Below are 22,672 nucleotides of genomic sequence, written 5' to 3'. Positions count from 1 at the left end.
CAGATTGGCACTCGTGGCCATCTCTGCGGCGTCCGCCCTGCTGCTCTCCGGATGTGTCGCCACATCGAGCAGCAGCACCGCCGCGGACACCTCGAAGCCCGATGCCAAAGGCCCCCTCATCATCCAGTCGCGTCTGACGCAGCAGGACGCCGACGCCCTCAAGGCCGCGGTGAAGGCGTTCAACGCCAAGGGCGAAGGCGAGGTCCAGATCAATTCGGTCAACAACGAGACCTACCGCCAGCAGCTGCCTACCTACCTCACGTCGTCGAACCCGCCGGACATCTACACCTGGCTGGGCGGCGAGGCGACGAAGGTCTTCGCCGACCAGGGACTCCTGCTCGACATCTCCGACATCTGGAAGGACTTCAAGTTCACCAACGCGCTCAAGAACCTGAGCCAGGACAGCGCAGGCAAGGAAGTGTTCGTCCCCACGTCGAACTACTGGTTCGGGGTGTACTACGACAAGCGGCTCTTCTCGAAGCTCGGCATCGAGCCGCCGAAGACCTGGGATGAGTTCCTCGCCGCCTGCCAGAAGCTGAAGGACGCCGGCGTCGCACCCATCGGCATCGGCCTCTCCGACGCCGCGTGGCTCGCATCCGCGTGGTTCGACTACCTCGACCTGCGCGTGAACGGCGCCAAGTTCCACGAGGAGCTCCTAACGGGCAAGAAGTCGTTCGACAGCCCGGAGGTGAAGCAGGTCTTCGAGAAGTGGGACCAGATCAAGGGCTACTTCGATCCGACGGCATCGGGCGTTTCCTTCCAGCAGGCGGCGACGAACTTCGTGCAGAACCGCACCGGCATGTTCCTGGGCGGCTCGTGGTTCCAGGCGAGCATCCCCGCGGACCAGTTGAGCAACTTCGACTACTTCAAGTTCCCTGTCATCGACTCCAAGGTCGCTGACGCCGAGGAAGCCCCGACCGACGGGTTCTTCGCCAGCGCTCGGACTACCAAGCCCCAGCTCGCCAAGCGGTTCCTGACGTTCATGGCCGGCGCTGAGGCGCAGGAGGCAATGTATAAGGCAACCGGCAGCGGAACGCTGCTGCCGACCAACCCGGACGCGAAGGTCGACCTGACACCTTACGCCGAGAAGGGCAAGCAGCTCATCCTCGACGCAAAGGGACTGTCGCAGTTCTTCAACCGCGACGCAGGAGACGACGTGCAGCCGACGGCGGACCAGGCGCTGACCAAGTACCTCGCCGGCGCTTCGGATCTCTCCAGCATCCTCACGCAGTGGCAGTCCGACGCTGAACAGGCTCGAAAAGCGCGTAACTGATGACCCAGCTCACTCTCGAGCGGACCATCCACCGGCGGCGGGTCTCCGTCCCGCCGCCGGTGGTGGTTCTTCTCGTCCTCGTCCCCTTCCTCCTCGAAGCCGTCGGCGTCTTCTGGCCGGCGATCAACGGGATCGCGATCTCGTTCCTGAAGTGGAACGGCTTCGCCCCGCCCCAGAACGTCGGGCTCGAGAATTACACCCGAATGTTCTCCGACCCGGTTTTCTTCACGGCGCTCAAGAACACCGGCCTCTGGCTGGTCCTCTTCGGCGGCATCTCCTTCGTCGGAGGCCTTGCCGCCGCGCTATTGCTCCAGTCCGAGCGGCGCGGGGTCGGGCTCTACCGGACGGCGCTCTTCCTCCCGATCGTGTTCTCCCTGGTCGTCACGGCCATGATCTGGAACGCCATCTACCAGCCGAACGGCATGCTCAACACCCTCCTCGACGCGGTCGGGCTCGGCAGCCTCAAGCACGTCTGGCTGGGCGACCCGTCGACCGCGTTGTACGCGGTCATCGTCGCGGCGCTGTGGCGACAGATCGGCTACGTCATGATCCTCTTCATTGCGGGACTCAAGGCGATCGACCCGTCCCTCATCGAGGCCGCTCGCGTCGACGGCGCCAACTGGGGACAGCGGCTCCGCTACGTCGTCCTGCCGCAGCTGCGCAGCGTGAACCTGGTGGTCCTGTCGGTGCTCGTGATCGACGCACTGCGCTCGTTCGACATCGTATGGTCCATGACGGGCGGCGGTCCTTACCGGTCGACCGAACTGCTCAGCACGTACATGTTCTCCACGGCCTTCACGTCCCGCCAGCTTGGCTACGGCTCGGCGCTCGCCGTCGTGATCTTCCTGCTCGCCGTGGGCGTGATCATCTCCTACCTGGTACGGGCGTTCTCTGAGAGTAAGGAAGACTGATGGCACTCATCGACGATGCGCGCGTGATGCTCGACGAGGAGCGGCCCGCACCACCTGCTCCCGCTCCCGCTCGGCGGCGCTCGTGGCGCCGCCCGGTGGCGACTGCGGCGTTCCACACGACGGCGTCCATCATCGCCGTGCTCTGGGTGATCCCGATCGTGCTGGTCCTTCTCATGTCGATCCGCCCCTTCGACGACATCGCCAGCCGAGGCGTCGGAGCACTGCCGGGCAGTTTCACCGCGACGAACTACCCGAACGCGTGGGTGACCGCCGGAATGGGCCAGGCGCTGATCAACAGCCTGATGATCACCATTCCGACGGTGATCCTGAGCTTGGCCCTCGCGTCGCTCGCCGCGTTCGGCTTGAGCCGGTACAAGATCCCTTTCCGCCGCACGATCCTGCTGATCATGCTCGCAGGAAACCTGCTGCCGGCCCAGATCCTGCTCATCCCTCTCGTCCGGATCGCCGAGGGCGCCGGAATCTACGACACTCTCTTCGCCGTCATCATCGCCCAGGTCGCGCTCGGCCTCGGCTTCTACACATTCGTGCTCTACGGCTTCATGCGCTCGATCCCCACGGAGCTGCAGGACGCGGCCTCGATCGACGGAGCGGGCGTGCTGCGGACGTACTGGCAGATCATTCTGCCGCTGTGCCGACCGGCGCTGGCGGCGCTCGGCGCGCTGTCGTTCACGTGGATCTTCAACGACCTTCTCCTCTCGCTCACCCTGCTGCGGACAGATACCAACTTCCCCATCACGGCGGCCGTGCTCTCCCTGATGGGCCAGTACGGCGGGCAGTGGAATCTGATCGCCGCGGCGACCGTCATCGCCGCTCTCCCGTGTGTCATCGTGTTCCTCGTCTTCCAGCGGAGTTTCGTGGGCGGCCTGGCGCTCGGAGCCGTCAAATAGACGCGGGGGCGGTCATCCCGGATCGTGTGCTGCGGGATGGCCGGTCCATCCCGCAGCTGGGGTTCGGGGTGTACAAGATTCCGGACGATGAGGCTGTGGGCGCGGTGGTCGCGGCGATCCAGAGCGGGTATCGGCTCATCGACACGGCGGCGTTCTACGATAATGAGCGCGGTGTCGGCGAAGGTATCCGGCGCTCGGGTGTCCCGCGTGACCAGGTGTTCGTCACCACCAAGGTGTGGTGGACGGACAACGGGTATGACTCGACGCTGCGGGCGTTCGACGCCAGTGCAGAGCGGTTGGGTGTCGACGTCGTGGACCTGTACATGATCCATTGGCCCGCCCCGCGCTCGGATCGCTATGTCGATTCGTGGCGGGCGCTGGAGGTGTTGCGCGAGCAAGGACGCGCTCGGTCGATCGGAGTGGCAAACTTCCACACTCATCATCTGGAGCGTATGGTCGCGGAGACCGGGACGGTGCCGGTGATCAACCAGGTCGAGCTGCACCCGTGGCTGCCGCAGAGGGAGCTGCGGCGGTTCCACGACGATCACGGAATCGCGACTCAGGCCTGGTCTCCGTTAGCACGCGGTCTGGTGCTGGATGAGCCGGCTCTGCTGCGGATTGCGGAGAAGCACGGCGTCAGCGTCGCGCAGGTGGTGATCCGATGGCAGCTGGATCTGGGGAACCTGGTGATCCCGAAGTCGGCGACACCTGCTCGCATGCGTCAGAACCTGGACGTCTTCTCTTTCCGTCTGGACGCGTCGGATGCGGCCGCGATCGCTGCGCTGGAGAACGGCCATCGCACGGGAGTGGACCCCGACGACCGCGGGTGACCGCCCGCACCCCGAGTCGATGTGGTGGGCGGTGAGCGCGCCACGTGGGAGCACCGCCGAGTTCGACGCCGACGAGGAGCGCCGCGATCTCGCCTGTGATGTCTCCCCTTCCGTCAGCGTGCGTCAGAGGATCCCGCCGTCGGGATGACGCACGAGGGCTGCGACGATCGGGTCGTGTCCCGGCACCACGCGCGCGCCGGCGCGCGAGAAGCCGTGCAGCCGCTCAGCGGAGACGCGTGCCAGGCGGCGCGTGTCCTCGGAATTGGGGGTGCATGATCCGCACGGGAGACCATCGAGCAGGTTCTGACCCAGATCGCTGGCGTCGGCGCAGAAGACCCAGGTCCCGGATCGCCTCAGCGACACCGCGAGCGAGAGATGACCGGGCGTATGCCCGGGGGTGGAGATCACCGAGACTCCCGGTGCGATCCGCGTGTCGCCCGCAACCGCACGCCACGTGGTCGCCGGGTGCGTCCAGTCAGGCGGATGGAAGCCCTCGGATTCGCCGACCTGGCCGGACCGGGCGAACGCGAGCTCCGACTGTCCGATGACCACGGGGACCCCCGCGGCGGTCAGCGTGGGGATCCCGCCGGAGTGGTCTACATGCAGGTGCGATACGACGGCGGTCGAGATATCCTCGGGCTCCAGACCGATCGACGCCAATCCCGTGACGAGTGGATCGCCGGGAAGCACCCACGACCAGCCCCGAGGATCCTGCGGCGGGGGACCCAGGTGCCAGCGGCTCTCGCCGGCTAGGGCGCCGGCGCTGTCGGCCCCGTAGGCCCGGGCGATGTCCGCCGACTCCGATGCGGCGCGGGACATCCCGGTGTCGAAGAGGACACAGCCTTCCGCAGTCTCGACGACCACGGCGAGGAACGGCTCCCAGTACAGAGCGCTCCCGCCGCCCTCGATCGAGAGGGCCTTCTGCACGTGCTCGGCCCCGAGCTGAAGTATGAACATCCGCTCGGCCGTTCCGTCGACGTCCGGCAGGCGGGCGGGGGAGGGGGATGGAATCATATAATAAAGTATAAACCACGGGGCTGAAGGCGGAAGCCCGCATCGCCGCTCGGGTGGCTCTACTGTTCCGCCGCGGCGACCGAGACCAGGATGTCGGTGGCGCGCGTCACGCGCTCGAGGACGCGTGGCAGTTCCTCGTCCGGGTCCCCGAGGTTGCCCCGGAGCAGGAACACGGCGTAGCCGTGCGCCAGCGCCATGACCTCGACCGCGAGGTCGATCGCCTCGTCGTCGACCGCGCGGCCGAGGGCCGTCGCCGAGGCGTCGGCGAGCACGCCGGTCAGTTGTGCGCCCGCCTCGACCAGAGCCGGATACTGGCCTTTCGCGTAGCTGGTTCCGAACAGGGCGTCGAACTCGGCACGGTGGGTGAGAGCGAACGTGACGTAGGCGCGCGCGACCGCGGCGAGCCGCTGCTCCGGTCGGACGCGCCGCGCCTCGGCCGTGAACGTCTCCGTCATCAGCCCGAACGCTCGCGTCGCGAGATCGGCGAGGAGGGCGTTCTTGTCTTCGAAGTGGTTGTAGGGGGCGCTCACGCTGACGCCTGAGGCGCGCGCCACTTCGCTCATGGTGAAGCCGCGCGCCCCCTTCTCGTCGATGAGTGCGAGTGCCGCGGCCCGGAGGGCGTCCGGGAGGTCTCCGTGCCGCTGCCCGCGCTTCCGGCTCTCTGATTTCATCTGTGCCGTGTTACTGCTCATTCCGTAATCATAGCTTCCCATTTCCGGCAGAGAGGGGGTGTATGCCCGCGACGCCTGAACCGCTTCCGAGAATTTACCGAGCGCTCCTGAAAAAATCACGGCATCATGTTACAAAATAAAAAGCTCTCATTTGTGACGTTGAAGGAGGAGCCGATGAGCTGGAAATACCTACCCAGGCCTGATCTCGCAGGAAAGACCGTCGTCGTGACGGGTGCGACGAGCGGCGTCGGCCGCGCGGCCGCCACGGCTTTCGCCGAGGCGGGGGCGACGACAGTTCTCGCGGTGCGCGACACCGCGCGGGGCGAGCAGGTCGCCGCCGAGATCCGAAGCCATTACCCGAACGCAGTCCCCTCGGTGCAACGGCTGGACCTGGCGGACCTCACGGAGGTCCGTCGTGCCGCCGCGGAGCTCACCGAGCGCCACCCCTCCATCGACATCCTGGTGAACAACGCCGCTGTCGCCGCGATCCCGCGTCGCGAGACCGTCGACGGGTTCGAGATGCAGATCGGGGTCGCTCACTTCGGCCACTTCGCCCTCACCGGGCTGCTCCTGCCCTCGCTTCTCCGGGCTCATCCGGGCCGAGTCGTCACCGTGTCGAGCGGAAGCCCGCGCCAACCGCGGCGGTTGTCGCTGGAGGACCTCCAGTCCGAGCAGAACTATCATCGCTATCGCGCGTACGAGCGTGCCAAGACCGCGAACCTGTACTTCGCGGTCGGACTGGACCGGAGGCTGCGGGCCGCCCGCCTCGACGCCGTCAGCGTCAGCGCGCAGCCTGGCTGGACACGTACGAACCTGGGACCGGGCCGCGACGCCGGTCTCTTCGAGCGGGCGGCGATCGCGGTGAGCAACCTCGCGCTGGGCCACTCGCCGGAGGTCGGCGCTCAGCCGATCCTGTTCGCCGCGACCGGTGCGGTCGCAGGCGGCTCGTACGTGAGTCCGCGCCGTCTGAACGGGTTGAAGGGGCGCCCCGAGGTCATCGGCTCGAAGGAGCTGCCGGTCGAACACGATGTGATCGACGAGCTCTGGACGCGATCCGTCGCTCTCACCGGCGTCGGTTATGACGTCCTCGCAACTCCTGCGCAGGGTCGCAAGAAGCCGCGAGTCCCGCGATGAGCAGGGTCTTGGTGACGGGAGCGAGTTCCGGGATCGGGCGGTTCATCGCCGAAGATCTGTCCCGGCGAGGCCACATGGTCTTCGCGGGCACCCGTTCGCCCGAGCGGTTCGACGGAGAGCGGGCCATCGTGCCCCTGGCACTCGATGTGCGGGACCCTGCCGCCATCGCGGGGGCACTCGAGGAGATCGACCGACGGGCCGGTGGACTGGATGTTCTGATCAACAACGCCGGGTACGGCCAGTACGGAGCCCTGGAGGATGTCACCGACGAAGAAGCCCGCCGTCAGTTCGACGTGAACGTCTTCGCAGTCGCCTCGCTGTGCAGGCAGGTCCTTCCTGCCATGCGCGAGCGCGGCAGCGGGCGCATCGTCACCGTGTCGTCGGTGGCGGGGAAGATGAGCACGCCCTTCGCCGGCTGGTACGCGGCGAGCAAGTTCGCTCTGGAAGCGCTCCACGACGCTCTCCGCCTCGAGGTGCGGCTGTTCGGGCTCAAAGTCAGCCTGATCGAACCTGCGGCCATCACCAGCGGGTTCGAAGCGACGGCGGTTGACATGCTGCACGAGACGGCCCGCACGCCGGCCTACGCGGCTGCTTCCCGGGCCTTCGGCGAGGCGGTCCGCGCCAACTACCGCCGCGCCGCCGGCCCGGCGGGCGTCGCGCGCGCCGTGCGCCACGCCGTCGAGTCGCGCCGGCCTCGGTCGCGCTACCCCGTCCCGCGACTCACCGCCGGCGGCTACCTCATGGCGCGACGACTGCTCAGCGACGGTGCCATGGACGCGCTCCTCTATTCGCAGCTGGGCCAGCGGAAAGCTGCCACGACCCCGACCCCTGTTTCACGCACCGAGGAAAGGAAGAACGTATGAAAGACATCGCTGAGCGGTTCCTCCAGGGCGAACTCGCCGCTGGAATCGGGATCATCGTCGCGGGAGCGGTCGTCGTGATCGCCGCCGTCGTCGCCATCATCGTCGGAGCGCGTCGGAGGAGGCGACTGCTGATCGGCATCGGGTCGTCGGTCGTCCTGTTCGGTCTGCTTGCACTCTTCGGTGGCATCAGCTACATCGGAACCATCCAGAATCTCCTGGCCACCGTCCCGGCGGCGTTCGAGTCGGATCAGGCCGCGGCGGCGTCGGCCGAATTCGCCCGCATGCGACCAGGGGTTGATCGGCTGTATGTGCTGATGGGCTTCGTGTGGGTGCCGCTCATCCTCGTCGGGGTCATCCTGTTCGTCGTCTTCCGCCGTCGGCGCCCTCTGCTGGCGGGGATCGCCGCCGGGGTGGCGCTGGGGAGCGTCCTGACGTTGAGCATCGACGTGCTCGGCTCCACGCGGAGCGAGCCGTACATCGCGGAGCTGGTTGGCGCGTCCCGGTAGGGGACACACGAAAGGGGCTGCGTCGGCGAGGCCGACGCAGCCCCTTCGCTGCGCCTTCCTACCTCACCGCGCGGATCGGGAGGATCGCGAGCGCACCGGCGACCGCGAGCACCAAGCCAACCGGGAAGAGGGCGATGTAGCCGCCCAGCCCGGCGACCACCGCCCCCGCGAGAGCGGGGGCGACGGCCTGGGGGAGCGTCGCGGCGATGTTGACCACGCCCAGGTCCTTCGCGAACGAGTCGACCGACGGGAGCACCTCGCTCATGACGGCTGTGTCGACAGCCTGGAACACCCCGAAGCCCAGGCCCGACAGCGCCGAGAAGATGATCCACCCTGTCACACTGGGCAGAGCGACCGGGATGAGGAAGGCGACTCCCATGACGACCGACGCGATGATGATGAAGACCTTGCGACGCTGCAACCGGTCGGAGATGGGGCCCGACACGGCGGTCGCAATGATCATGCAGGCGACGCTGATGATGCCGGCAACCGGAACCAGCGCCACAGCGCCGGATCCCAGACCGACGAAGTCCTGCAGGATGTACAGCTGGTATCCGGTCACCGCGAAGTAGCCCGTGTAGAGGAGCAGTCTGCCGAGGAACGCCCAGAAGAAGTCGGGGTGGCGCCGCGGACTGACCCAGAAGGTGTTGAGGAAATCCTTCAGCCGGAACGGGGGATGGACGTCGTCGCGGCTCGAGCGGTCGGGATTGAACACGACGAAGAGGGTCAGCATGGTGATCGCGAGTCCCGACAGGATCAGGTACGCCCGCGGGATGTTGGACGACAGAGCCGCGCCGACGACCTGACCGCCCAGCGCGCCCAACATGACGCCGACGCCCATCAGGGCGGAGAAGGTGCCGCGTCGTGCGCGCGGGACGCGATCCGGCATGACCGCGCTCAGCGGCCCCTGCGCGAAGTTGTAGGAGATCTGGACGATCACCCACGCGATCACGAGGGGAAGCAGCGTGTTCGCGAATGACATGCCCACCAGGGCCAAGCCGCCGCACAACGCGCCGCCGACCATCCACGGTGCCCGCCGGCCGAATCGGCTGCGGGTCCGGTCGGAGATGGTGCCGGCGATCGGCTGGGCGACCATCGCCACGGTGGCGCCGATCGCCGAGATGATGGCCAGATTCGACACCTTCGCTGCCGGGTCCAGCTGCTGGACCTGCAGAGGAAGGAGCAGGGCCGCCACGGCGCCCCAGATGATGTGAACAGAGACGGTCGTCGGGATGATCCAGCGGAAGAGTCGTCGGAGCCGGGCGGGGGGCGTCTGCGGGTCGGCCGGGATATCCGGAGCGGTGGCGGACGTCGTTGTCATGATTACCTCCTGAATCGGGTTGGAAAGAAACTGTACGTCACTGCTTTCCAAATGTATAGTTTTCATCATGACAGCTACAGACCTTATTTCAACCTTCGGTCCGGCAGACGACGCAGCCACCCGGTCCGCAGACGCCCTCCTCGCGACGATGCCGCTGCGAGAGAAGATCGGCCTGCTGTTCCACGCTCCTGTCGTGGCCGGCGCGATCGACGAGCCCAACCAGTTCTTCTCCCTCCCGTCGATCCGCGAGCTCATCGAAGAGCGGCGCATCACCCACTTCAATGTCGTCGGCACGACCCCGACTGCCGGCGAATTCGCCGAATGGCACAACGAGGTGCAGCGGATCGCGGTTCGCGCCGAGATCCCCGTCCCGGTGACGTTCTCGACCGATCCCAGGCACGCCTTCTCGGACAACCCCGCCACCGCCGCGATGGCCGGCCCCTTCTCCCAGTGGCCCGAACCGCTCGGTCTCGGAGCCATCGGCTCGGAGGAGCGCGCGTTCGAATTCGCGGACACGATGCGTCGGGAGTATCTCGCGGTCGGCATCCGCGTCGCCCTTCACCCACAGATCGACCTGGCGACGGAACCGCGATGGGCGCGCGCAAACCACACCTTCGGCGAGGATGTCACGCTCGTGTCGAAGCTGGGCGCCGCATACGTCCGCGGACTGCAAGGCCCGGTCATGGGCCCCGAATCCGTTGCTGCGATGATCAAGCACTTCCCCGGCGGCGGCCCTCAGCGCGACGGGGAGGATCCCCACTTCCCCTACGGGCGCGAGCAGATATACCCCGGCGGCATGTTCGAACACCACCTGCGCCCTTTCCAGGAGGCTCTCGATGCGGGCGCCTCCCAGGTGATGCCGTACTACGGCATGCCTGTCGGCACGGAACACGAAGAGGTCGGTTTCGGCTTCAACCGGTCCGTGATCACCGGGCTCTTGCGCCAACGACTCGGTTTCGACGGCATCGTCTGCAGCGACTGGGGCCTCATCACCGACATGGATGTCATGGGCGTGCCGATGCCGGCGCGTGCCTGGGGTGTCGAGCAGCTCGATCGGGCGAGCCGACTACTGAAGATCATCGACGCCGGCGTCGACCAGATCGGCGGTGAGGTGTGCACCGATCTACTCCTCGAGCTCGTGGATCGCGGGCGAGTGTCCGAGAGCCGCGTCGATGAGTCCGCGCGGCGGATCCTCCGCGAGAAGTACCGGATGGGTCTGTTCGCCGACCCCTTCGTCGATGCGGGTGCCGCAGACGCGATCGTTGGCGCGCGTCCAGCGATGTATGCGGGACATCAGGCGCAGAGCGAGGCCATGACGGTGATCGCCAACCCGGGCCTGCTTCCGTTGCGCCCGGGATACCGGGTCTACACCGAGGGGATCGCGCCAGCCGCGGTGACAGAGTATGCCGAGGTCGTCGCCTCGCCGGAGGAGGCGGACGTCGCGATCCTGCGCATCCACGCGCCGTTCGAGCAGCGCACCGAAGGGGTGGAGGCGTACTTCCACGCCGGTTCCCTCGACTTCCCCGAGGAGGAGATCGCTCGCATCCGGCGCTTGTGCGAGACGGTGCCCACGGTGGTGCAGGTGTACCTCGATCGTCCCGCCATCCTCACCCCGATCCTCCCCGTCGCCGCCGCCGTCGTCGCCGATTTCGGAGCTGACGATGCCGCTGCCGCTGCTGTGCTGTTCGGCCACCGCGAGCCGCGTGGACGCCTCCCGTTCGATCTGCCCCGCTCAATGGACGCCGTCCGCGCCTCCCGACCCGATGTTCCGTTCGACACGATCAACCCCCTGTTCCGATTTGGACACGCCGCCGAGCTGCGTGCGAGCTCGGACGCCGACAAGAGATAGGAGAAACGTCATGCTCAACCGCGTCGTCCTCATCACGGGCGCCTCATCCGGCATTGGACGCGCCACCGCCCTGCAGTTGCTGACACGGGGGGCGACGGTGGTCGCAGGGGCCCGGAACACCCCGGCGCTGATCCCTTTGCACGACGCCGGCGCCGACACGATCGCACTCGACGTGACCGACGCCGAGTCCCGTGCCAATGCGGTGGAGCACGTCGTCTCGCGTCACGGCCGGCTCGACGTCCTCATCAACAACGCGGGCTACGGGCCGCTCGCCCCGATCGAGGAGACCTCCGATGAGCTGTGGGAGTCGATCCTGGCTACCAATGTCATCGGTCCGGCGGCGCTCGCTCGGTCCGCGCTGCCGGTGATGCGACGACAAGGCGGGGGAACGATCATCAACATCGGCTCGATGGGGGGTGAATTCACCACCCCTCTCGGCGGCGCCTACCACGCGAGCAAGTACGCAGTCGAGGCGCTGACCGATGCCCTGCGCGCCGAGGCGAAGCCTTTCGGGGTGAAGGTGGCCCTGGTCCAGCCCGGACCAGTCAGGACACCGATGGCGGACTCCGCGGCGAATGTCGTGGTCGCGGAGGAGAGTCCCTACCGCGGCGCCGCGGAGCATATGGCCGAGACGTATGCGAACATGCGTGACAGCCGTGCCCTGTTGAAGCCCGAGCAGGTCGCGGCCGTGGTGGTGAGGGCGGCGTCGGCGACGCGACCACGGGCCCGCTACAAGGTGGGGCCGGTGGCGCACGTGATGCCGTTCCTCCGGCGCTCCTTGCCCATCGGCACCTGGGACGCGATGGTGAGCCGACAGGCCGGACTCAATCGGATGTGACGCGGCGCGGGCGCCCCGTGGACGGGGGCGCCCGCATCGCTGGCATGATCGCTTTCCCACTTGCACCGGAGACGGTTCCTCGCTTATCGTATAAATTATTAGAGAGGAGAGTCGGGTGGCTTCACTTCGGGTAGCGATCATCGGGGCGGGCTTCGCAGGCATCGCAGCGGCATATCGGCTTCGCGCTGCGGGCGCTCAGGTAACCGTGTTCGAGCGCGCGGACAGCGTCGGAGGCGTGTGGCGCGACAACCACTATCCCGGCGCGGCATGCGATGTGCCGTCGTTCCTCTACTCCTTCTCTTTCGCCCAGAAGTTCGACTGGAGCCGCAAGTTCGCGCCGCAGCCCGAGATCCACCGCTACATCCAGGACACTGTCCGGCGCCTCGGCCTCGACGGCCTGATCCGTTTCGGCGAGTCGCTGGACAAGGCCGCTTGGGACGCGGAGGCCGGCGTCTGGCGACTCGCCTTCGCCTCGGGTGCGACCTTCGAGGCCGACATGGTGGTCACCGCCACCGGCCAGATGAGCACACCGCACATCCCGACCATTCCCGGAGCCGCGCAGTTCCGGGGTCGTGTGTTCCACACGTCGGCCTGGGACGACTCGGTCGAGCTCGATGGTCGAAGCGTCACGGTGGTCGGCTCGGGAGCCAGCGTCGTCCAGGTTGTTCCTGCGATCGCCGAGGTGGCCGGCCGGGTCACGGTGCTGCAGCGTTCGCCGGGATACGTGCTGTCCAAGGACGATCATGCCTATTCGGCCGCTGTATCGCCTCGGGTCGCCCGCCTGCAGCGCGCGATCTCGTACGCACAGAAGGAGTGGTTCACACCGCGTCTCACTCGCTGGCCCTCCCTGCTGACCAAGCAGGAGGGCGCTTTCCGCCGTTACGTGCAGGAGCAAGTCGGCGACCCCGCGCTGCGGCAGCAGGTCCTCCCGTCTGACCGACTCGGGTGCAAGCGCATCCTGGTGTCGAACGATTGGTACTCGGCCCTCGGTCGCGACAACGTCGAACTCGTGGGCTCCGAAGTCGGCGCCCTGACCGAGCACGAGGTGGTCGCGTCCGACGGCCGACGGGTACCCACCGACGTCCTGGTTCTGGGGACCGGGTTCCAGACCCGGTCGTTCTTGCACGGCGTGGAGGTCATCGGCGTCGACGGGGCGAACCTCGCCGAGGTCTGGGGGGACGAACCGCAGGCCTATCTCGGGGTGAGCGTGCCCGAGTTCCCGAACTTCTTCGTGATGTACGGGCCGAACTCGAACCCGGCCTGGAACTCGGTGCTGACCTTCCTCGAGTGGCAGGCCGACTACATCACGCTGTTCGCCAAGCGCTGGCTCCGCCAGGGCCCGGCAGCGGTGAGCGTGACGCGCGCTGCGACCGAGCGGTTCAATCGCGCTCTCCAGCGCCGGTCATCGCGCAGCGTGTGGCTGACCGGCTGCACGAACTGGTACACGACCCCGTCCGGCCGCAACACCCAGAACTGGCCCGGGCTCGCCACAGCGTACTGGTGGCTGACCCGGCGGGTGCGCTGGAGCGACTACGACGTGCGCCCACGGGGCGCCACCCTCCACCGCCGCGAGGCCGCCACTGCACTGTCGGGCGAAGGTGCAGCAGGTCACTAGACCGGCTCGAGCGCAGCCGGGCGCGGCTCCCGACTAGCGGGTGAAGGCGTCCGACGAGAGCAGGGAGGCGACCGCCTCCCCGGTCTCGGTCACGTGGCGGCGGGCGGAGGCGGCCGCGCCAGACACGTCCTGTTTGCGGATCAGTTCGAGCAGGCGGCGCTGACCCGTCGCCCATTCGCCGCCCAGCCGGTCGGCCACGGGGGCGAAGTAGAAGCGCGCACGCTTCTCCAGGAGCAGTGAGACGGCGCTCAGCACGGAGTTCTTCGATGCCCGGCGAAGGGCGACATTGAACTGCTCCGCCGCCAGGTTGAGAGCTCGCGCGTCCGTCTCCACCGCGGCCGTCGTGCTGGCGCCGACGATATCCTCCATGCGGCTGAGGTCGTCCTGATCGCGCCGCGAGGCCGCCAGCCGGGCGAGCTCCTCCTCGATCGCGGCGCGGGCTTCGAAGAGTTCGACGAGCTCCTCGCGGCTGCGATCCCGCACATAGACGCCGTAGCGGGGGCGGATGTCGACCCAGCCGGCGGCCGAGAGGGCGCTCAACGCTTCGCGCACCGGGATGCGGCTGATCCCATATCGAGCGGCGATATCGTCGGCGCGCAGCCGCGTTCCTGGGGGGATCTCTCCGGCGATGATGGCCTCTTCGAGCAGCCCGTGGATCTGAGCCGGGAGGGTGCCGCCGACCACCGCATCTGCGGAGGATGGCGGGAGCTGAAGTGTCACGCTACCCATCTTCGCCTGTCGGGGACGTGCCGCCAAGATAGGCGAGAGCGGTCGCGGCGTACAGTGCGGTGCACCGTATGACTTCGTCCTCGTCGGCGTAGTCGTCGATGCCCGCGGAGTGGGTCGGCTGAGGGCCGAAGCACAGGGCGTCGGTGCCGAGCGCGCGCCACCGGCTGGCGTCGCTGGCGGGCAGACGGATGGTGTACTCGGGGCCGCCTCCGAAAAGCTTTCCCCACGCTGCTCGGAAGGCGCGGCCGAGCCTACTGTCGGGCGACGTGGCGTTCGGGTCCCAGCCCTTGATGCGGGTCAGCGTGAAGTCGGCATCCGGAATGGCGCGGGCGATCGCCCCGCGGGTCAGCTCCTCCGCTTCTGCCGCGGTGATGCCGGGCGGGATGCGGAGGTCCATCTCCGCCGCTCCGGAAACGGCGATCTGTCCGATGAAGGTGCCTGCCTCCAGCGTGCCGACATTCGCCGTGAGCTCGAGAGAGGACCCCTCGTCGGCAAGAGGGATGCCGGGGAGCCGCCCGCGGATACCGGTGAGTCCGTCGATAGCGGTGACGGCGGCGGAGAGGCGGGCCGCCGCCGATGTCCCGCGGCTAGCGGCTGAGGAATGCCCCCCGTCGGCGGCGACCTCCAGTCGCAGCCAGACCAGGCCCTTCTCGCCGATCGCGAGCCGCCGGAAGCCGGGGCCCTCGGCGCAGAGCAGGGCGTCCGCCTGCAGATCCGACCGGGTCGCCAGCAGGTGCGCGGCGCCGTGGTCTCCGAAGGCGACCTCGTCGCTGACCGCGGTCAACGTGACCCGTCCGGTCCAGGTCTCGCGACTGCGGTTGAGGAGGTCGAGCGCGTGCGCCAGCGCGGCGACGCCGCCCTTCATGTTCCCCATGCCCAGGCCGTAGAGGCGGCCGTCCACGCGGGTCAGGGTGTACGGGTCGACGCTCCAGAGTCGTTCCTCGCCGGCGGGCATGGTGTCCAGGTGCCCGTTCAAGACCAAGTGCGGCCCCGGGCGCCCCGAATCGACGGTTGCGACGACCGACGGCATCGTCGGAACCGCCGCGACCTGTTCGGACACGATGCCTCGCGCTGTCAGGAAATCGGTGACGGCCGCCGCGGCGCCGCGCGTGTCGCCCGGGGGATTGACGCTGACGGCCGCCACGAGCCGTCGGCAGAGATCGACCAGAGACTCCCGCTCGCCCTCCGCATCCGACATGATCCGGTCCCACTGGTCGATCTCGTTCATACCGTCTCTCCTGATCGCACGTTCCGTCGAGGGTCCGCCACCGCGAAAGGGCCGTCGGCGCCGAGGCCGGCGATGACGACTCCGCCGAACACATCCGCGGCATCAGGCGTCGGCACGACGCGATGACCGCGCCGGTCGAGATCCGCGATGGCGGGATGCCGTGATTCGACGAGGATTTCGCCGCTCTGGCCGCGCCACCGGGGTCGCTGGACCGCCTCCGACCAGGAGGCCCTGTGGTACCGGTGCGCGGCGAGCACCTGCAGCAGCGTCTGGATCTGCCCGTCCGCGCCCGGGGTGGCGAGCGCCACCGCGCGTCCGGAGTCGTCGATCAGCATCGACGGCGCCAGAGTGTGCACCGGGAAGGCGGAGGGTGCGGGCGCGTTGTCGCCGTCCGTGAAGCCGCCCGCGCGGTTGTTGAGCACGATGCCGAGCTCGGGCACGTAGACACCGGAGCCGAAGTCGTCGAACACACTGACCAGCGATGAGACGACGGTGCCCTCGCGATCGACTGTCGCCACTCCGGCCGTGTGGAGATACGCGCGCGGACCTCCCCGTAGCGATGCGCGCTCGGGGTCGACGGCCAGCGTCTGGCCCAGGAGTTCCCTGCCGCGGCTGGCCGCCTGCGATCGAGAAGCGAAGACCGCTTCCAGGAGTTCGATCAGGATGTGATCCGTCGGGGCGTCGGACTGGGCCTGCAGCCATTCGGCGCACATCGCCAGCAGCACTCCCTGGCTGGGCGGCGGCTGGACGGCCAGGAGGCCGGAACCCCACGGGACGGTGACCGGCGAGGCCACCTGAGCCCGATTCTCAGCGAGGTCTGCGGCGGAGAGCGATCCGCCGGTCGCGGCCACAGCGGCGACGATCGCCGCCGCGGAATCGCCGGTGTAGAAGGCGTCCGGCCCATCGGATCCGATCGCTTCGAGCGCGGCCGCGAGCCGAGGCTGGCGCCAGTCGTCACCCGGGCGGAGCCACAGCAGAGGCCAGGCGGAGGCGCCGTACTGCCGCATACGCCGCGCGTGCGCTCCGACGGTCTCGAGGAGGGAATCCTCGACGGGACTCGACCGGGCGAGCGTCACCGCCCGCTCCAGCAGCGCGGACATCGGCAGGCGGGCGCCCCGTTCGTGCAGGGCGAACCAGCCGTTGACGAGGCCCGGGACGGTGACCGACGAGCCGCCGTCCGTGAGCCAGCGCTCGGGGGCGGCCGCTGGGGTGGAGCCGATGCCGCTGATGGCCGTGAGCGGCTCGCCGTTGCGGTGGACGAGGGCCAGCATGTCGCCCCCCAGACCGGCGGCCTCCGGCATGACCACGGTGATGACGGCCTGCGCGGCGATCGCCGCGTCGACAGCTGTGCCGCCCCGTCCGTAGGTGTCGAGAGCGGCCTGCACCGCCGCGGGGTGTGCGGCTGCGACAGCGCCTCCGCTTGCGACGTGTTGATCCATGCGTATAGTTTATACAAAATTGTGGAGGAATCGAGATGACGCATCCCGAACCGCGGCTCGTCGCGGATATGAGCGAACCGCTGGCCAGTGCACTCATCGACGGTTTTCGCACGGAGTGCGCCGGTCGGGGGCTGGCCCTGGCGGTGTGCGTCGTGGACAGAAGCGGGTCCGTCGTCGCTTCCCTGCGCCTCGACGCGGCACAGCTGCCGGCGTCCGAGCTTGCCTTCACCAAGGCCTTCACCGCTGTGGCCTTCTCCGCGCCATCCTCCCGCTGGTCGGCGTCGACCGCTCCGGGCGGCTCCGACTGGGGACTCGCCGGCGCGTTGCAGGGCCGGATCACGCCCGTCGCGGGGGGAGTGCCGCTGTTCGCGGCCGGATCGCTTGTCGGTGCTGTCGGGGTATCCGGGACCGCGAGCGCCGTCGACGAGGAGATCGCCACCGCAGTGGCACGCTCTCTGGGTTTGGAGACCACGCCGTGAGCGTCGCGCTTGTCTTGGGCGGCGCGACCGGCATCGGCGCGGCCGGGGTTCGTGCGCTCCGGGGCGCCGGCCACCGGGTCGTTATCGCCGACCGGAACCTCGACTCCGCGCGCGCCCTCGCGGCGGAGGACCTCGGTCCCGACGCTTTCGCGATCGAGGCGGACCTCGCCGACCCGGACATCCCGCGCGGAGCCGTGGCGTATGCGAGCGAGCTCGGCGGCGGAACGATCGACGTCGTCTTCTACAACGCGGGCGTGCTCATCTCGCATCCGCTCCCGGAATGGACCACCGCGGACTGGGGCCGATCGGTCGCCGTCAATCTCAGCGGGCCGTTCCTCACGGCCGTGGCCGCTGATAGTGCGCTGAAGGCGTCGGCCGCCGGCCGCTTCATCGTCACGAGTTCGACGGGTGCTCTGCGCGGGCACGCGGGGATGCCCGCGTATCACGCCACCAAGTCCGGACTGCTCGGCCTGATTCGCGCGCTGGCCGACGAATGGGGGCCGTGGGGGATCACGGCGAACGCGCTGCTTCCCGGGTGGGTGGAGACGGCGTTCAATGACCCGTTCTGGAGCAGCCAACCAGACCCGACCCGGGCGGAGCAGGAACTGGTCTCCCGCATCCCGCTGCGCCGGCAGGGGACGCCGGAGGACTTCTCGGGGGCCGTCGCCTTCCTCGCATCGGAGGCGTCCGCATACATGACCGGCCAAGCACTGATCGTCGACGGCGGATACTCCGCCGTCTGACCGGAAGAGGAACGACATGACACTTCGTCTAGCGAAGACAGAGGCGACGAGGATGAGGGCTTCACTCCCCGCCGTCGCGGAGGGAGACCCCCGGCGGTTCCATGAATCGCTGCCCGGCTACGAGCCCACCGCGCTCTACTCCCTCCCGCAGGTCGCCCGGCAGCTCGGTATTGCCGAGGTGCTGGTGAAAGACGAGAGCGAGCGCCTCGGCCTGCCCGCGTTCAAGATGCTGGGCGCCTCCTGGGCCACGGCCCGGGCGATCCGCCGCAGCTGGGGGAGCCAGGACACCCCTCTCTCGCTCGACGGCCTCGCCGCCCTGGTGCAAACCGGGCCGCCACGCCGGCTGGTCGCAGCGACGGACGGCAACCACGGCCGCAGCGTGGCGCGGATGGCTCGGCTGCTCGGCCTCGCGTGCGACATCTATGTGCCGGAAGGCACCGCTGACGCCCGCATCCGCGGCATCGAGAGCGAGGGCGCGAGCGTCGAGGTGGTGCCCGGGTCGTACGACGACGCCATCATCCGCGCTGCGCGCGAGGAGGACCGCGACTCGCTCGTCATCTCCGACACATCGTGGCCGGGATACGTCGAGACGCCCACCGACGTCATCAACGGCTACTCGACCCTGTTCGAAGAGGTCGACGAACGTCTGGCGGCGACCGGCCGCGCCCGCCCGAGCCACGTGTTCCTGCAGGCCGGCGTCGGCGCCTTCGCCACTTCCGCCCTGCAGCACTACGACCGGACGGACGGCGCGATGCCCGTCGGTGTCATTGTCGAGCCCACGCGGGCGAACTGCCTGATGCGCTCCGCCGAGGAGGGCCGCATGGTCGCGGCCCCGGGCCCGCACACCTCGACGATGGCGGGCCTGAACTGTGGACTTCCGTCTGAGCTCGCCTGGCCCGTGGTGTACTCCCTCGCCGTCGCGTACGCCACCGTCGACGACGACGATACGCACCGCGCCATGCGGACTCTCGCCGACGCCGGGGTGGTGTCCGGCGAATCCGGAGCTGCGGGGCTCGCCGCCCTGCTCGCCCTGGACGACGACCAGCGGGCAGCCCTCGGCCTCGGGCCGGACTCGACCGTGCTGGTCTTCAACACCGAAGCGGCCACCGACCCCGTCAACTACCGGCTCCAGGTCGGCGAGTCGCCGGAGACGACGGCGTCGCAGGCGGCGTTGCGCCACGACCGCACGGGCACGAACCGCATCTGACTGGACCGTGAAGGAGAAGACATGACCACGACAGTTGAAGAGGCATCCACGGAGAGCACAGGGGAGCTCCGCGGCCGAACCGCTTTGGTGACCGGCGCGACCGGGCATCTCGGCCGAAGCCTGGTGTGGCGGTTCGCCGAGGAAGGGGCGCGCCTCGTCATCGCGGACCTCGATCCGAAGACCACCGAGGAACTCGCAGCCGAGGTCAGGTCTGAGACGGGAATCGATGCGCTCGCCGTGACCGTGGATGTCAGCGACGCAGCTGCCGTCGACGAGGTGGCGGACCGCGTGACCGCAGAGTTCGGGGTCTGCGACACCGTCCTGGTCAACGCGGGGCTGCTCTCGCACGCCCATGCCCTGGGGCTGTCCCAGGCGGAATGGGACCGCACCATCCGAGTCAACCTGACGGGCTCGTTCATCACGGCGAAAGCGTTCGCCCAACGGATGGTGGACGGGTCGGTGACCGGTTCCATCACCTTCACCTCGTCGCTGTTCGGCGTCCGGGGCGGGGCAGGGAATGCCGCCTACTCCGCCACCAAGTTCGGCGTGATAGGCCTCGCCCAGAGCCTCGCCGGAGATCTGGCACCGGCCGGCATCCGGGTCAACTGCGTGTGTCCCGGTCAGATCGAGAGCCGGATGCTCGACACGCTCTTCGAAGAGCGGGCGGTGGAGCGGGGAACCTCGGCTGAGGCGGAGCGCGGCCGCTTCCTGGAGCGGATCCCCCTGGGGCGCCTCGGCACGCCGGACGAGGTGGCCCAGCTCTTCGTCTTCTTGGCCTCCGAGCGGAGCTCGTACATCACCGGTCAGCAGTTCGTCCTCGACGGCGGTTGGCAGGTCGGGTGAGCGCGCGCCGCCGGACTCGTCCCGAGCCGGCCCGGGCGCATCTCGGCGTGATGCTCGCCCTGACGTTCTCCACGGGGATCGTGGACGCGGTAGGATACCTGGGCCTCGACAAGGTCTTCGCCGGCAACATGACCGGTAATGTCGTGATCCTGGGAATGGCGCTCACCGGCGCCAACCGGCTGCCGGTCATCGGGCCGCTCATCGCCCTGGGAGCGTTCATGCTCGGTGCCGCGATCGGCGGACGCGGACTGCGAGGCGCAGTGCCCGGCTGGGACATCCGCGTCTCCTGGCTGCTGGCCGCCGTGGCCGCTCTGCTCGTCGTCGCGACGGGGGTCGCGCTGTGGCGGCCGCATGAGCAGAGCTGGGCGTTCGCCGTCACCGCCATGCTGGCCGCCGCCATGGGCATGCAGGCCGCCGCGGCACGGCATGTCGCGGTCAAGGACGTGACCACGGTCGTGGTGACGTCGACGATCACCGGGATGGCGGCGGACTCGTGGTTCGGAGCCCGTGCCGGTCAGCCGTGGCCGCGCCGCGCCGCCGCCATCGTGCTGCTGCTGGCGGGAGCCGCTGTCGGTGCGCTTCTGCTCCGCTTCGGGCTCGGAATCGCCCTGAGTGCGGCGATCGCAGTGACGGCCGGGTGCTGCCTGGCCGGTCACTCGCTCGGGCGGCGCTCCGCCGTCACCGCATGACGGGGTCGCCGGAAGCATCGACGAGGATGTCCTCCAACCTGGGGAGGCTCTCCCAGTCACCAGGGACGGTGCAGGCGATGGCACCCGCGCGATTGGCGGCGGCGAGTCGAGCCTCGGGGTCCCAGGCCATCAGGACGCCGTACAGGTAGGAGGCGACGAACGCGTCCCCCGCACCGACCGAGTCCACGACGGTGACCGAGAGAGCCGGGCTGTCGAAATGGACGCCTCCGATCAGGGCGTGCGCGCCGAGCGCGCCGAGCTTGATCACCACCTGGCGGGGCCCGAGTGCGGCGATCCGTTCACAGGCCTCCTCCGGTGCGAGCTCCTCGCCCAGGAGGAGGGCGGCTTCCTCCAGGCCGGCGAAGACGATGTCGCTGGCGGAGGCGATCCTCCGGTAGAGATCTCTTGGATCACCCTCTCGCCACAGAGCGTTGCGGTGGTTCACGTCGAACGAGACGGTCCTTCTTGCGCCCTTCGCGATCGACATGGCGAAGAGAACAGCTTCCTCGGCGCTCGCCGACAGCGACGGCGTGATGCCGGTGACGTGCAGAATGGCCGACTCCGTCACGACGCCCGGATCGACGTGGCGAGCGCTCAGCTGGCTCCCTGCGCTCTGTCTGCGGTAGTAGTGGACGGCCGTCCGCCCTGTGCTGCGCCGCTCCTTGAGCATGACGGCTGTCGGAGCTACCGGGTCGACAGTGGCGCCCAGCGTGACCCCCTCGGCCCGCAGCTCCCGCATGATCCGTCGCCCCAGCGAATCGTCCCCCACCCGGCCGATCCAGTGGGCGTTCAATCCGAGGCGACGAATGCCGATCGCGACGTTGGACTCGGCACCGCCGATGCTGATCCGGGCCGCCGTCGCCGTCTCGAGTCCGACCGGGTCCTCGGTCGAGAGCAGTCCGAGGGTCTCCCCGAGCGTGCAGACGTGGATGCGGTTCATCCTGTCACCGCCTCGGTCCGCACCAGTGCGCGGGTTTCAGCGCACAGCGTCGCAATCGCGTCCCAGTTCCCGTCGTCGATCAGTCGCCGCGGGACCATCCAGCTGCCGCTGACCGCCACGACGGCGCGGTGCGCCAGGTACCGCGGAGCGACCGCGGCGTTCACTCCGCCGGACGGCATGAAGCAGACGCCCGGAAGCACCGCCGCGAGAGCCTCCACCAGGGCGAGCCCGCCGAACGCCTCGACGGGATACACCTTGAGCAGGCCGTACCCGGCGGCTCGTGCGCTGATCGCTTCGGTCGGCGTCGCCACACCCGGGATGTACGCGAGTTCGAGTTCTGCGCCCGCATCCGCGACCTCGGGCACGAAGCCGGGACTCACCACGAAGGAGGCCCCGAGGCCCGCGGCCCGCCGCGCCTGCTCGGCGGTCGTCACGGTGCCGACGCCGACCGATACGCCGCCGTGCGCGAGTATCGCCGCCGCTGCCTCCCATGCACCCTCCGAGCGGAGGGCCACCTCGACCTGGGCGACGCCGGCGGAGACCAGAGCATCCGCCAGTCGTTCAGCCTCGCTCGGGGACTCGAGTACGGCGAGGGGTACCACCCCGGATACGACGGATTCAGGCGTCTTCGGCAATGACATA

At 68.7% G+C, this 22,672-nt stretch carries 23 protein-coding genes; 15 read left to right on the top strand and 8 right to left on the bottom strand.

The window, feature by feature from the left end:
- Window positions 1-13: 13 nt before the first annotated feature.
- The 4 genes from FPT20_RS14260 (at window position 14) to FPT20_RS14245 (ending at window position 3,922) form a co-directional block, all read left to right on the top strand.
- Window positions 14-1,273 carry an ABC transporter substrate-binding protein gene (locus tag FPT20_RS14260; protein ID WP_199245827.1) on the top strand — a complete coding sequence of 420 codons (1,260 nt, stop codon included), beginning with the start codon at window positions 14-16 and terminating at the stop codon, window positions 1,271-1,273.
- The gene (locus tag FPT20_RS14255; RefSeq protein ID WP_158866369.1) at window positions 1,273-2,184 is read left to right on the top strand and encodes a carbohydrate ABC transporter permease; all 912 of its coding nucleotides are present in this window, start codon (window positions 1,273-1,275) and stop codon (window positions 2,182-2,184) included. The genes FPT20_RS14260 and FPT20_RS14255 overlap by 1 nt, the downstream gene beginning before the upstream one ends.
- Complete coding sequence (locus FPT20_RS14250; RefSeq protein WP_199245819.1) at window positions 2,184-3,092, top strand: carbohydrate ABC transporter permease; 909 nt, start codon at window positions 2,184-2,186, stop codon at window positions 3,090-3,092. Before FPT20_RS14255 ends, FPT20_RS14250 begins: the two co-directional genes overlap by 1 nt.
- 68 nt (window positions 3,093-3,160) lie before the next feature.
- Complete coding sequence (locus FPT20_RS14245; protein ID WP_233265540.1) at window positions 3,161-3,922, top strand: aldo/keto reductase; 762 nt, start codon at window positions 3,161-3,163, stop codon at window positions 3,920-3,922.
- A gap of 123 nt (window positions 3,923-4,045) precedes the next feature.
- Here FPT20_RS14245 and FPT20_RS14240 read toward each other — a convergent pair whose 3' ends face one another.
- A complete protein-coding gene (locus tag FPT20_RS14240) occupies window positions 4,046-4,936 on the bottom strand; it encodes an N-acyl homoserine lactonase family protein (protein WP_158866366.1) in 891 nt (296 codons plus the stop codon).
- A gap of 59 nt (window positions 4,937-4,995) precedes the next feature.
- Window positions 4,996-5,628: a TetR/AcrR family transcriptional regulator gene (locus FPT20_RS14235; RefSeq protein ID WP_158866363.1), complete on the bottom strand. Its 633-nt coding sequence runs from the start codon at window positions 5,626-5,628 to the stop codon at window positions 4,996-4,998.
- Between the two features lie 153 nt (window positions 5,629-5,781).
- Between FPT20_RS14235 and FPT20_RS14230 the strand changes: the two genes are divergently transcribed.
- From FPT20_RS14230 to FPT20_RS14220, 3 genes are read left to right on the top strand one after another with little or no spacing between them, the layout of a single operon-like run.
- Complete coding sequence (locus FPT20_RS14230) at window positions 5,782-6,741, top strand: oxidoreductase (RefSeq protein ID WP_158866360.1); 960 nt, start codon at window positions 5,782-5,784, stop codon at window positions 6,739-6,741.
- The gene (locus tag FPT20_RS14225; protein ID WP_158866357.1) at window positions 6,738-7,604 is read left to right on the top strand and encodes an SDR family NAD(P)-dependent oxidoreductase; all 867 of its coding nucleotides are present in this window, start codon (window positions 6,738-6,740) and stop codon (window positions 7,602-7,604) included. Before FPT20_RS14230 ends, FPT20_RS14225 begins: the two co-directional genes overlap by 4 nt.
- Window positions 7,601-8,110 (top strand): hypothetical protein, encoded by a 510-nt coding sequence (locus FPT20_RS14220; protein ID WP_158866354.1) that lies wholly within the window; start codon window positions 7,601-7,603, stop codon window positions 8,108-8,110. Before FPT20_RS14225 ends, FPT20_RS14220 begins: the two co-directional genes overlap by 4 nt.
- A 58-nt stretch (window positions 8,111-8,168) precedes the next feature.
- Here the strand turns inward: FPT20_RS14220 and FPT20_RS14215 are convergent, their stop codons facing one another.
- Window positions 8,169-9,431 (bottom strand): MFS transporter, encoded by a 1,263-nt coding sequence (locus FPT20_RS14215; protein ID WP_158866351.1) that lies wholly within the window; start codon window positions 9,429-9,431, stop codon window positions 8,169-8,171.
- A 67-nt stretch (window positions 9,432-9,498) separates the two neighbouring features.
- On the opposite strand from FPT20_RS14215, the gene FPT20_RS14210 reads away from it, so the two are divergent.
- The 3 genes from FPT20_RS14210 (at window position 9,499) to FPT20_RS14200 (ending at window position 13,733) form a co-directional block, all read left to right on the top strand.
- The gene (locus FPT20_RS14210) at window positions 9,499-11,280 is read left to right on the top strand and encodes a glycoside hydrolase family 3 protein (RefSeq protein WP_158866349.1); all 1,782 of its coding nucleotides are present in this window, start codon (window positions 9,499-9,501) and stop codon (window positions 11,278-11,280) included.
- A gap of 10 nt (window positions 11,281-11,290) precedes the next feature.
- Window positions 11,291-12,118, top strand: coding sequence for an SDR family NAD(P)-dependent oxidoreductase (locus FPT20_RS14205; RefSeq protein ID WP_158866346.1), 828 nt, complete (start codon window positions 11,291-11,293; stop codon window positions 12,116-12,118).
- Window positions 12,119-12,233: 115 nt separating this feature from the next.
- A complete protein-coding gene (locus tag FPT20_RS14200; protein WP_158866343.1) occupies window positions 12,234-13,733 on the top strand; it encodes a flavin-containing monooxygenase in 1,500 nt (499 codons plus the stop codon).
- A gap of 33 nt (window positions 13,734-13,766) precedes the next feature.
- On the opposite strand, the gene FPT20_RS14195 is transcribed toward FPT20_RS14200, so the two are convergent.
- The 3 genes from FPT20_RS14195 to FPT20_RS14185 are packed head-to-tail and all read right to left on the bottom strand — an operon-like array spanning window position 13,767 to window position 17,129.
- Window positions 13,767-14,453, bottom strand: a complete 687-nt coding sequence (locus FPT20_RS14195) for a GntR family transcriptional regulator (RefSeq protein WP_158866340.1) — start codon at window positions 14,451-14,453, stop codon at window positions 13,767-13,769.
- A 1-nt stretch (window position 14,454) separates the two neighbouring features.
- Window positions 14,455-15,690, bottom strand: coding sequence for a M20 family metallopeptidase (locus tag FPT20_RS14190; protein WP_158866337.1), 1,236 nt, complete (start codon window positions 15,688-15,690; stop codon window positions 14,455-14,457).
- On the bottom strand, window positions 15,687-17,129 hold the full coding sequence (locus FPT20_RS14185; protein ID WP_158866334.1) for a gamma-glutamyltransferase: 1,443 nt from the start codon (window positions 17,127-17,129) through the stop codon (window positions 15,687-15,689). The genes FPT20_RS14190 and FPT20_RS14185 overlap by 4 nt, the downstream gene beginning before the upstream one ends.
- 35 nt (window positions 17,130-17,164) lie before the next feature.
- Between FPT20_RS14185 and FPT20_RS14180 the strand changes: the two genes are divergently transcribed.
- From FPT20_RS14180 to FPT20_RS14160, 5 genes are read left to right on the top strand one after another with little or no spacing between them, the layout of a single operon-like run.
- Complete coding sequence (locus FPT20_RS14180; protein ID WP_158866331.1) at window positions 17,165-17,608, top strand: GlcG/HbpS family heme-binding protein; 444 nt, start codon at window positions 17,165-17,167, stop codon at window positions 17,606-17,608.
- Window positions 17,605-18,351: an SDR family NAD(P)-dependent oxidoreductase gene (locus FPT20_RS14175; RefSeq protein WP_158866328.1), complete on the top strand. Its 747-nt coding sequence runs from the start codon at window positions 17,605-17,607 to the stop codon at window positions 18,349-18,351. The genes FPT20_RS14180 and FPT20_RS14175 overlap by 4 nt, the downstream gene beginning before the upstream one ends.
- A gap of 52 nt (window positions 18,352-18,403) precedes the next feature.
- On the top strand, window positions 18,404-19,558 hold the full coding sequence (locus tag FPT20_RS14170; protein ID WP_199245815.1) for a diaminopropionate ammonia-lyase: 1,155 nt from the start codon (window positions 18,404-18,406) through the stop codon (window positions 19,556-19,558).
- 21 nt (window positions 19,559-19,579) lie between these two features.
- Entirely contained in the window at window positions 19,580-20,401 is an 822-nt protein-coding gene (locus FPT20_RS14165; protein WP_158866323.1) for an SDR family NAD(P)-dependent oxidoreductase, read from the top strand.
- On the top strand, window positions 20,398-21,090 hold the full coding sequence (locus FPT20_RS14160) for a DUF1275 family protein (RefSeq protein ID WP_233265539.1): 693 nt from the start codon (window positions 20,398-20,400) through the stop codon (window positions 21,088-21,090). Before FPT20_RS14165 ends, FPT20_RS14160 begins: the two co-directional genes overlap by 4 nt.
- Here FPT20_RS14160 and FPT20_RS14155 read toward each other — a convergent pair.
- Both FPT20_RS14155 and FPT20_RS14150 read right to left on the bottom strand, forming a co-directional pair.
- Complete coding sequence (locus FPT20_RS14155; protein WP_158866320.1) at window positions 21,080-22,030, bottom strand: sugar kinase; 951 nt, start codon at window positions 22,028-22,030, stop codon at window positions 21,080-21,082. The two genes, FPT20_RS14160 and FPT20_RS14155, sit on opposite strands and share 11 nt — an antisense overlap.
- On the bottom strand, window positions 22,027-22,665 hold the full coding sequence (locus FPT20_RS14150; RefSeq protein WP_158866317.1) for a bifunctional 4-hydroxy-2-oxoglutarate aldolase/2-dehydro-3-deoxy-phosphogluconate aldolase: 639 nt from the start codon (window positions 22,663-22,665) through the stop codon (window positions 22,027-22,029). Before FPT20_RS14150 ends, FPT20_RS14155 begins: the two co-directional genes overlap by 4 nt.
- Window positions 22,666-22,672: the final 7 nt, after the last annotated feature.

The organism is Leifsonia sp. AG29, assembly GCF_009765225.1.
Classification (GTDB): Bacteria; Actinomycetota; Actinomycetes; order Actinomycetales; family Microbacteriaceae; genus Leifsonia.
This window is presented reverse-complemented; position numbering and strand designations above follow the sequence as displayed.

Excerpts from the sequence above, each read along its gene's own strand:
- FPT20_RS14180 (WP_158866331.1), top strand. The coding sequence starts at position 17,165 with ATGACGCATCCCGAACCGCGGCTCGTCGCGGATATGAGCGAACCGCTG.
- FPT20_RS14165 (WP_158866323.1), top strand. The coding sequence starts at position 19,580 with ATGACCACGACAGTTGAAGAGGCATCCACGGAGAGCACAGGGGAGCTC.
- FPT20_RS14185 (WP_158866334.1), bottom strand. The coding sequence starts at position 17,129 with ATGGATCAACACGTCGCAAGCGGAGGCGCTGTCGCAGCCGCACACCCC.
- FPT20_RS14240 (WP_158866366.1), bottom strand. The coding sequence starts at position 4,936 with ATGATTCCATCCCCCTCCCCCGCCCGCCTGCCGGACGTCGACGGAACG.
- FPT20_RS14215 (WP_158866351.1), bottom strand. The coding sequence starts at position 9,431 with ATGACAACGACGTCCGCCACCGCTCCGGATATCCCGGCCGACCCGCAG.
- FPT20_RS14250 (WP_199245819.1), top strand. The coding sequence starts at position 2,184 with ATGGCACTCATCGACGATGCGCGCGTGATGCTCGACGAGGAGCGGCCC.
- FPT20_RS14190 (WP_158866337.1), bottom strand. The coding sequence starts at position 15,690 with ATGAACGAGATCGACCAGTGGGACCGGATCATGTCGGATGCGGAGGGC.
- FPT20_RS14210 (WP_158866349.1), top strand. The coding sequence starts at position 9,499 with ATGACAGCTACAGACCTTATTTCAACCTTCGGTCCGGCAGACGACGCA.
- FPT20_RS14205 (WP_158866346.1), top strand. The coding sequence starts at position 11,291 with ATGCTCAACCGCGTCGTCCTCATCACGGGCGCCTCATCCGGCATTGGA.
- FPT20_RS14255 (WP_158866369.1), top strand. The coding sequence starts at position 1,273 with ATGACCCAGCTCACTCTCGAGCGGACCATCCACCGGCGGCGGGTCTCC.
- FPT20_RS14155 (WP_158866320.1), bottom strand. The coding sequence starts at position 22,030 with ATGAACCGCATCCACGTCTGCACGCTCGGGGAGACCCTCGGACTGCTC.
- FPT20_RS14170 (WP_199245815.1), top strand. The coding sequence starts at position 18,404 with ATGAGGGCTTCACTCCCCGCCGTCGCGGAGGGAGACCCCCGGCGGTTC.
- FPT20_RS14220 (WP_158866354.1), top strand. The coding sequence starts at position 7,601 with ATGAAAGACATCGCTGAGCGGTTCCTCCAGGGCGAACTCGCCGCTGGA.
- FPT20_RS14230 (WP_158866360.1), top strand. The coding sequence starts at position 5,782 with ATGAGCTGGAAATACCTACCCAGGCCTGATCTCGCAGGAAAGACCGTC.
- FPT20_RS14235 (WP_158866363.1), bottom strand. The coding sequence starts at position 5,628 with ATGAGCAGTAACACGGCACAGATGAAATCAGAGAGCCGGAAGCGCGGG.
- FPT20_RS14225 (WP_158866357.1), top strand. The coding sequence starts at position 6,738 with ATGAGCAGGGTCTTGGTGACGGGAGCGAGTTCCGGGATCGGGCGGTTC.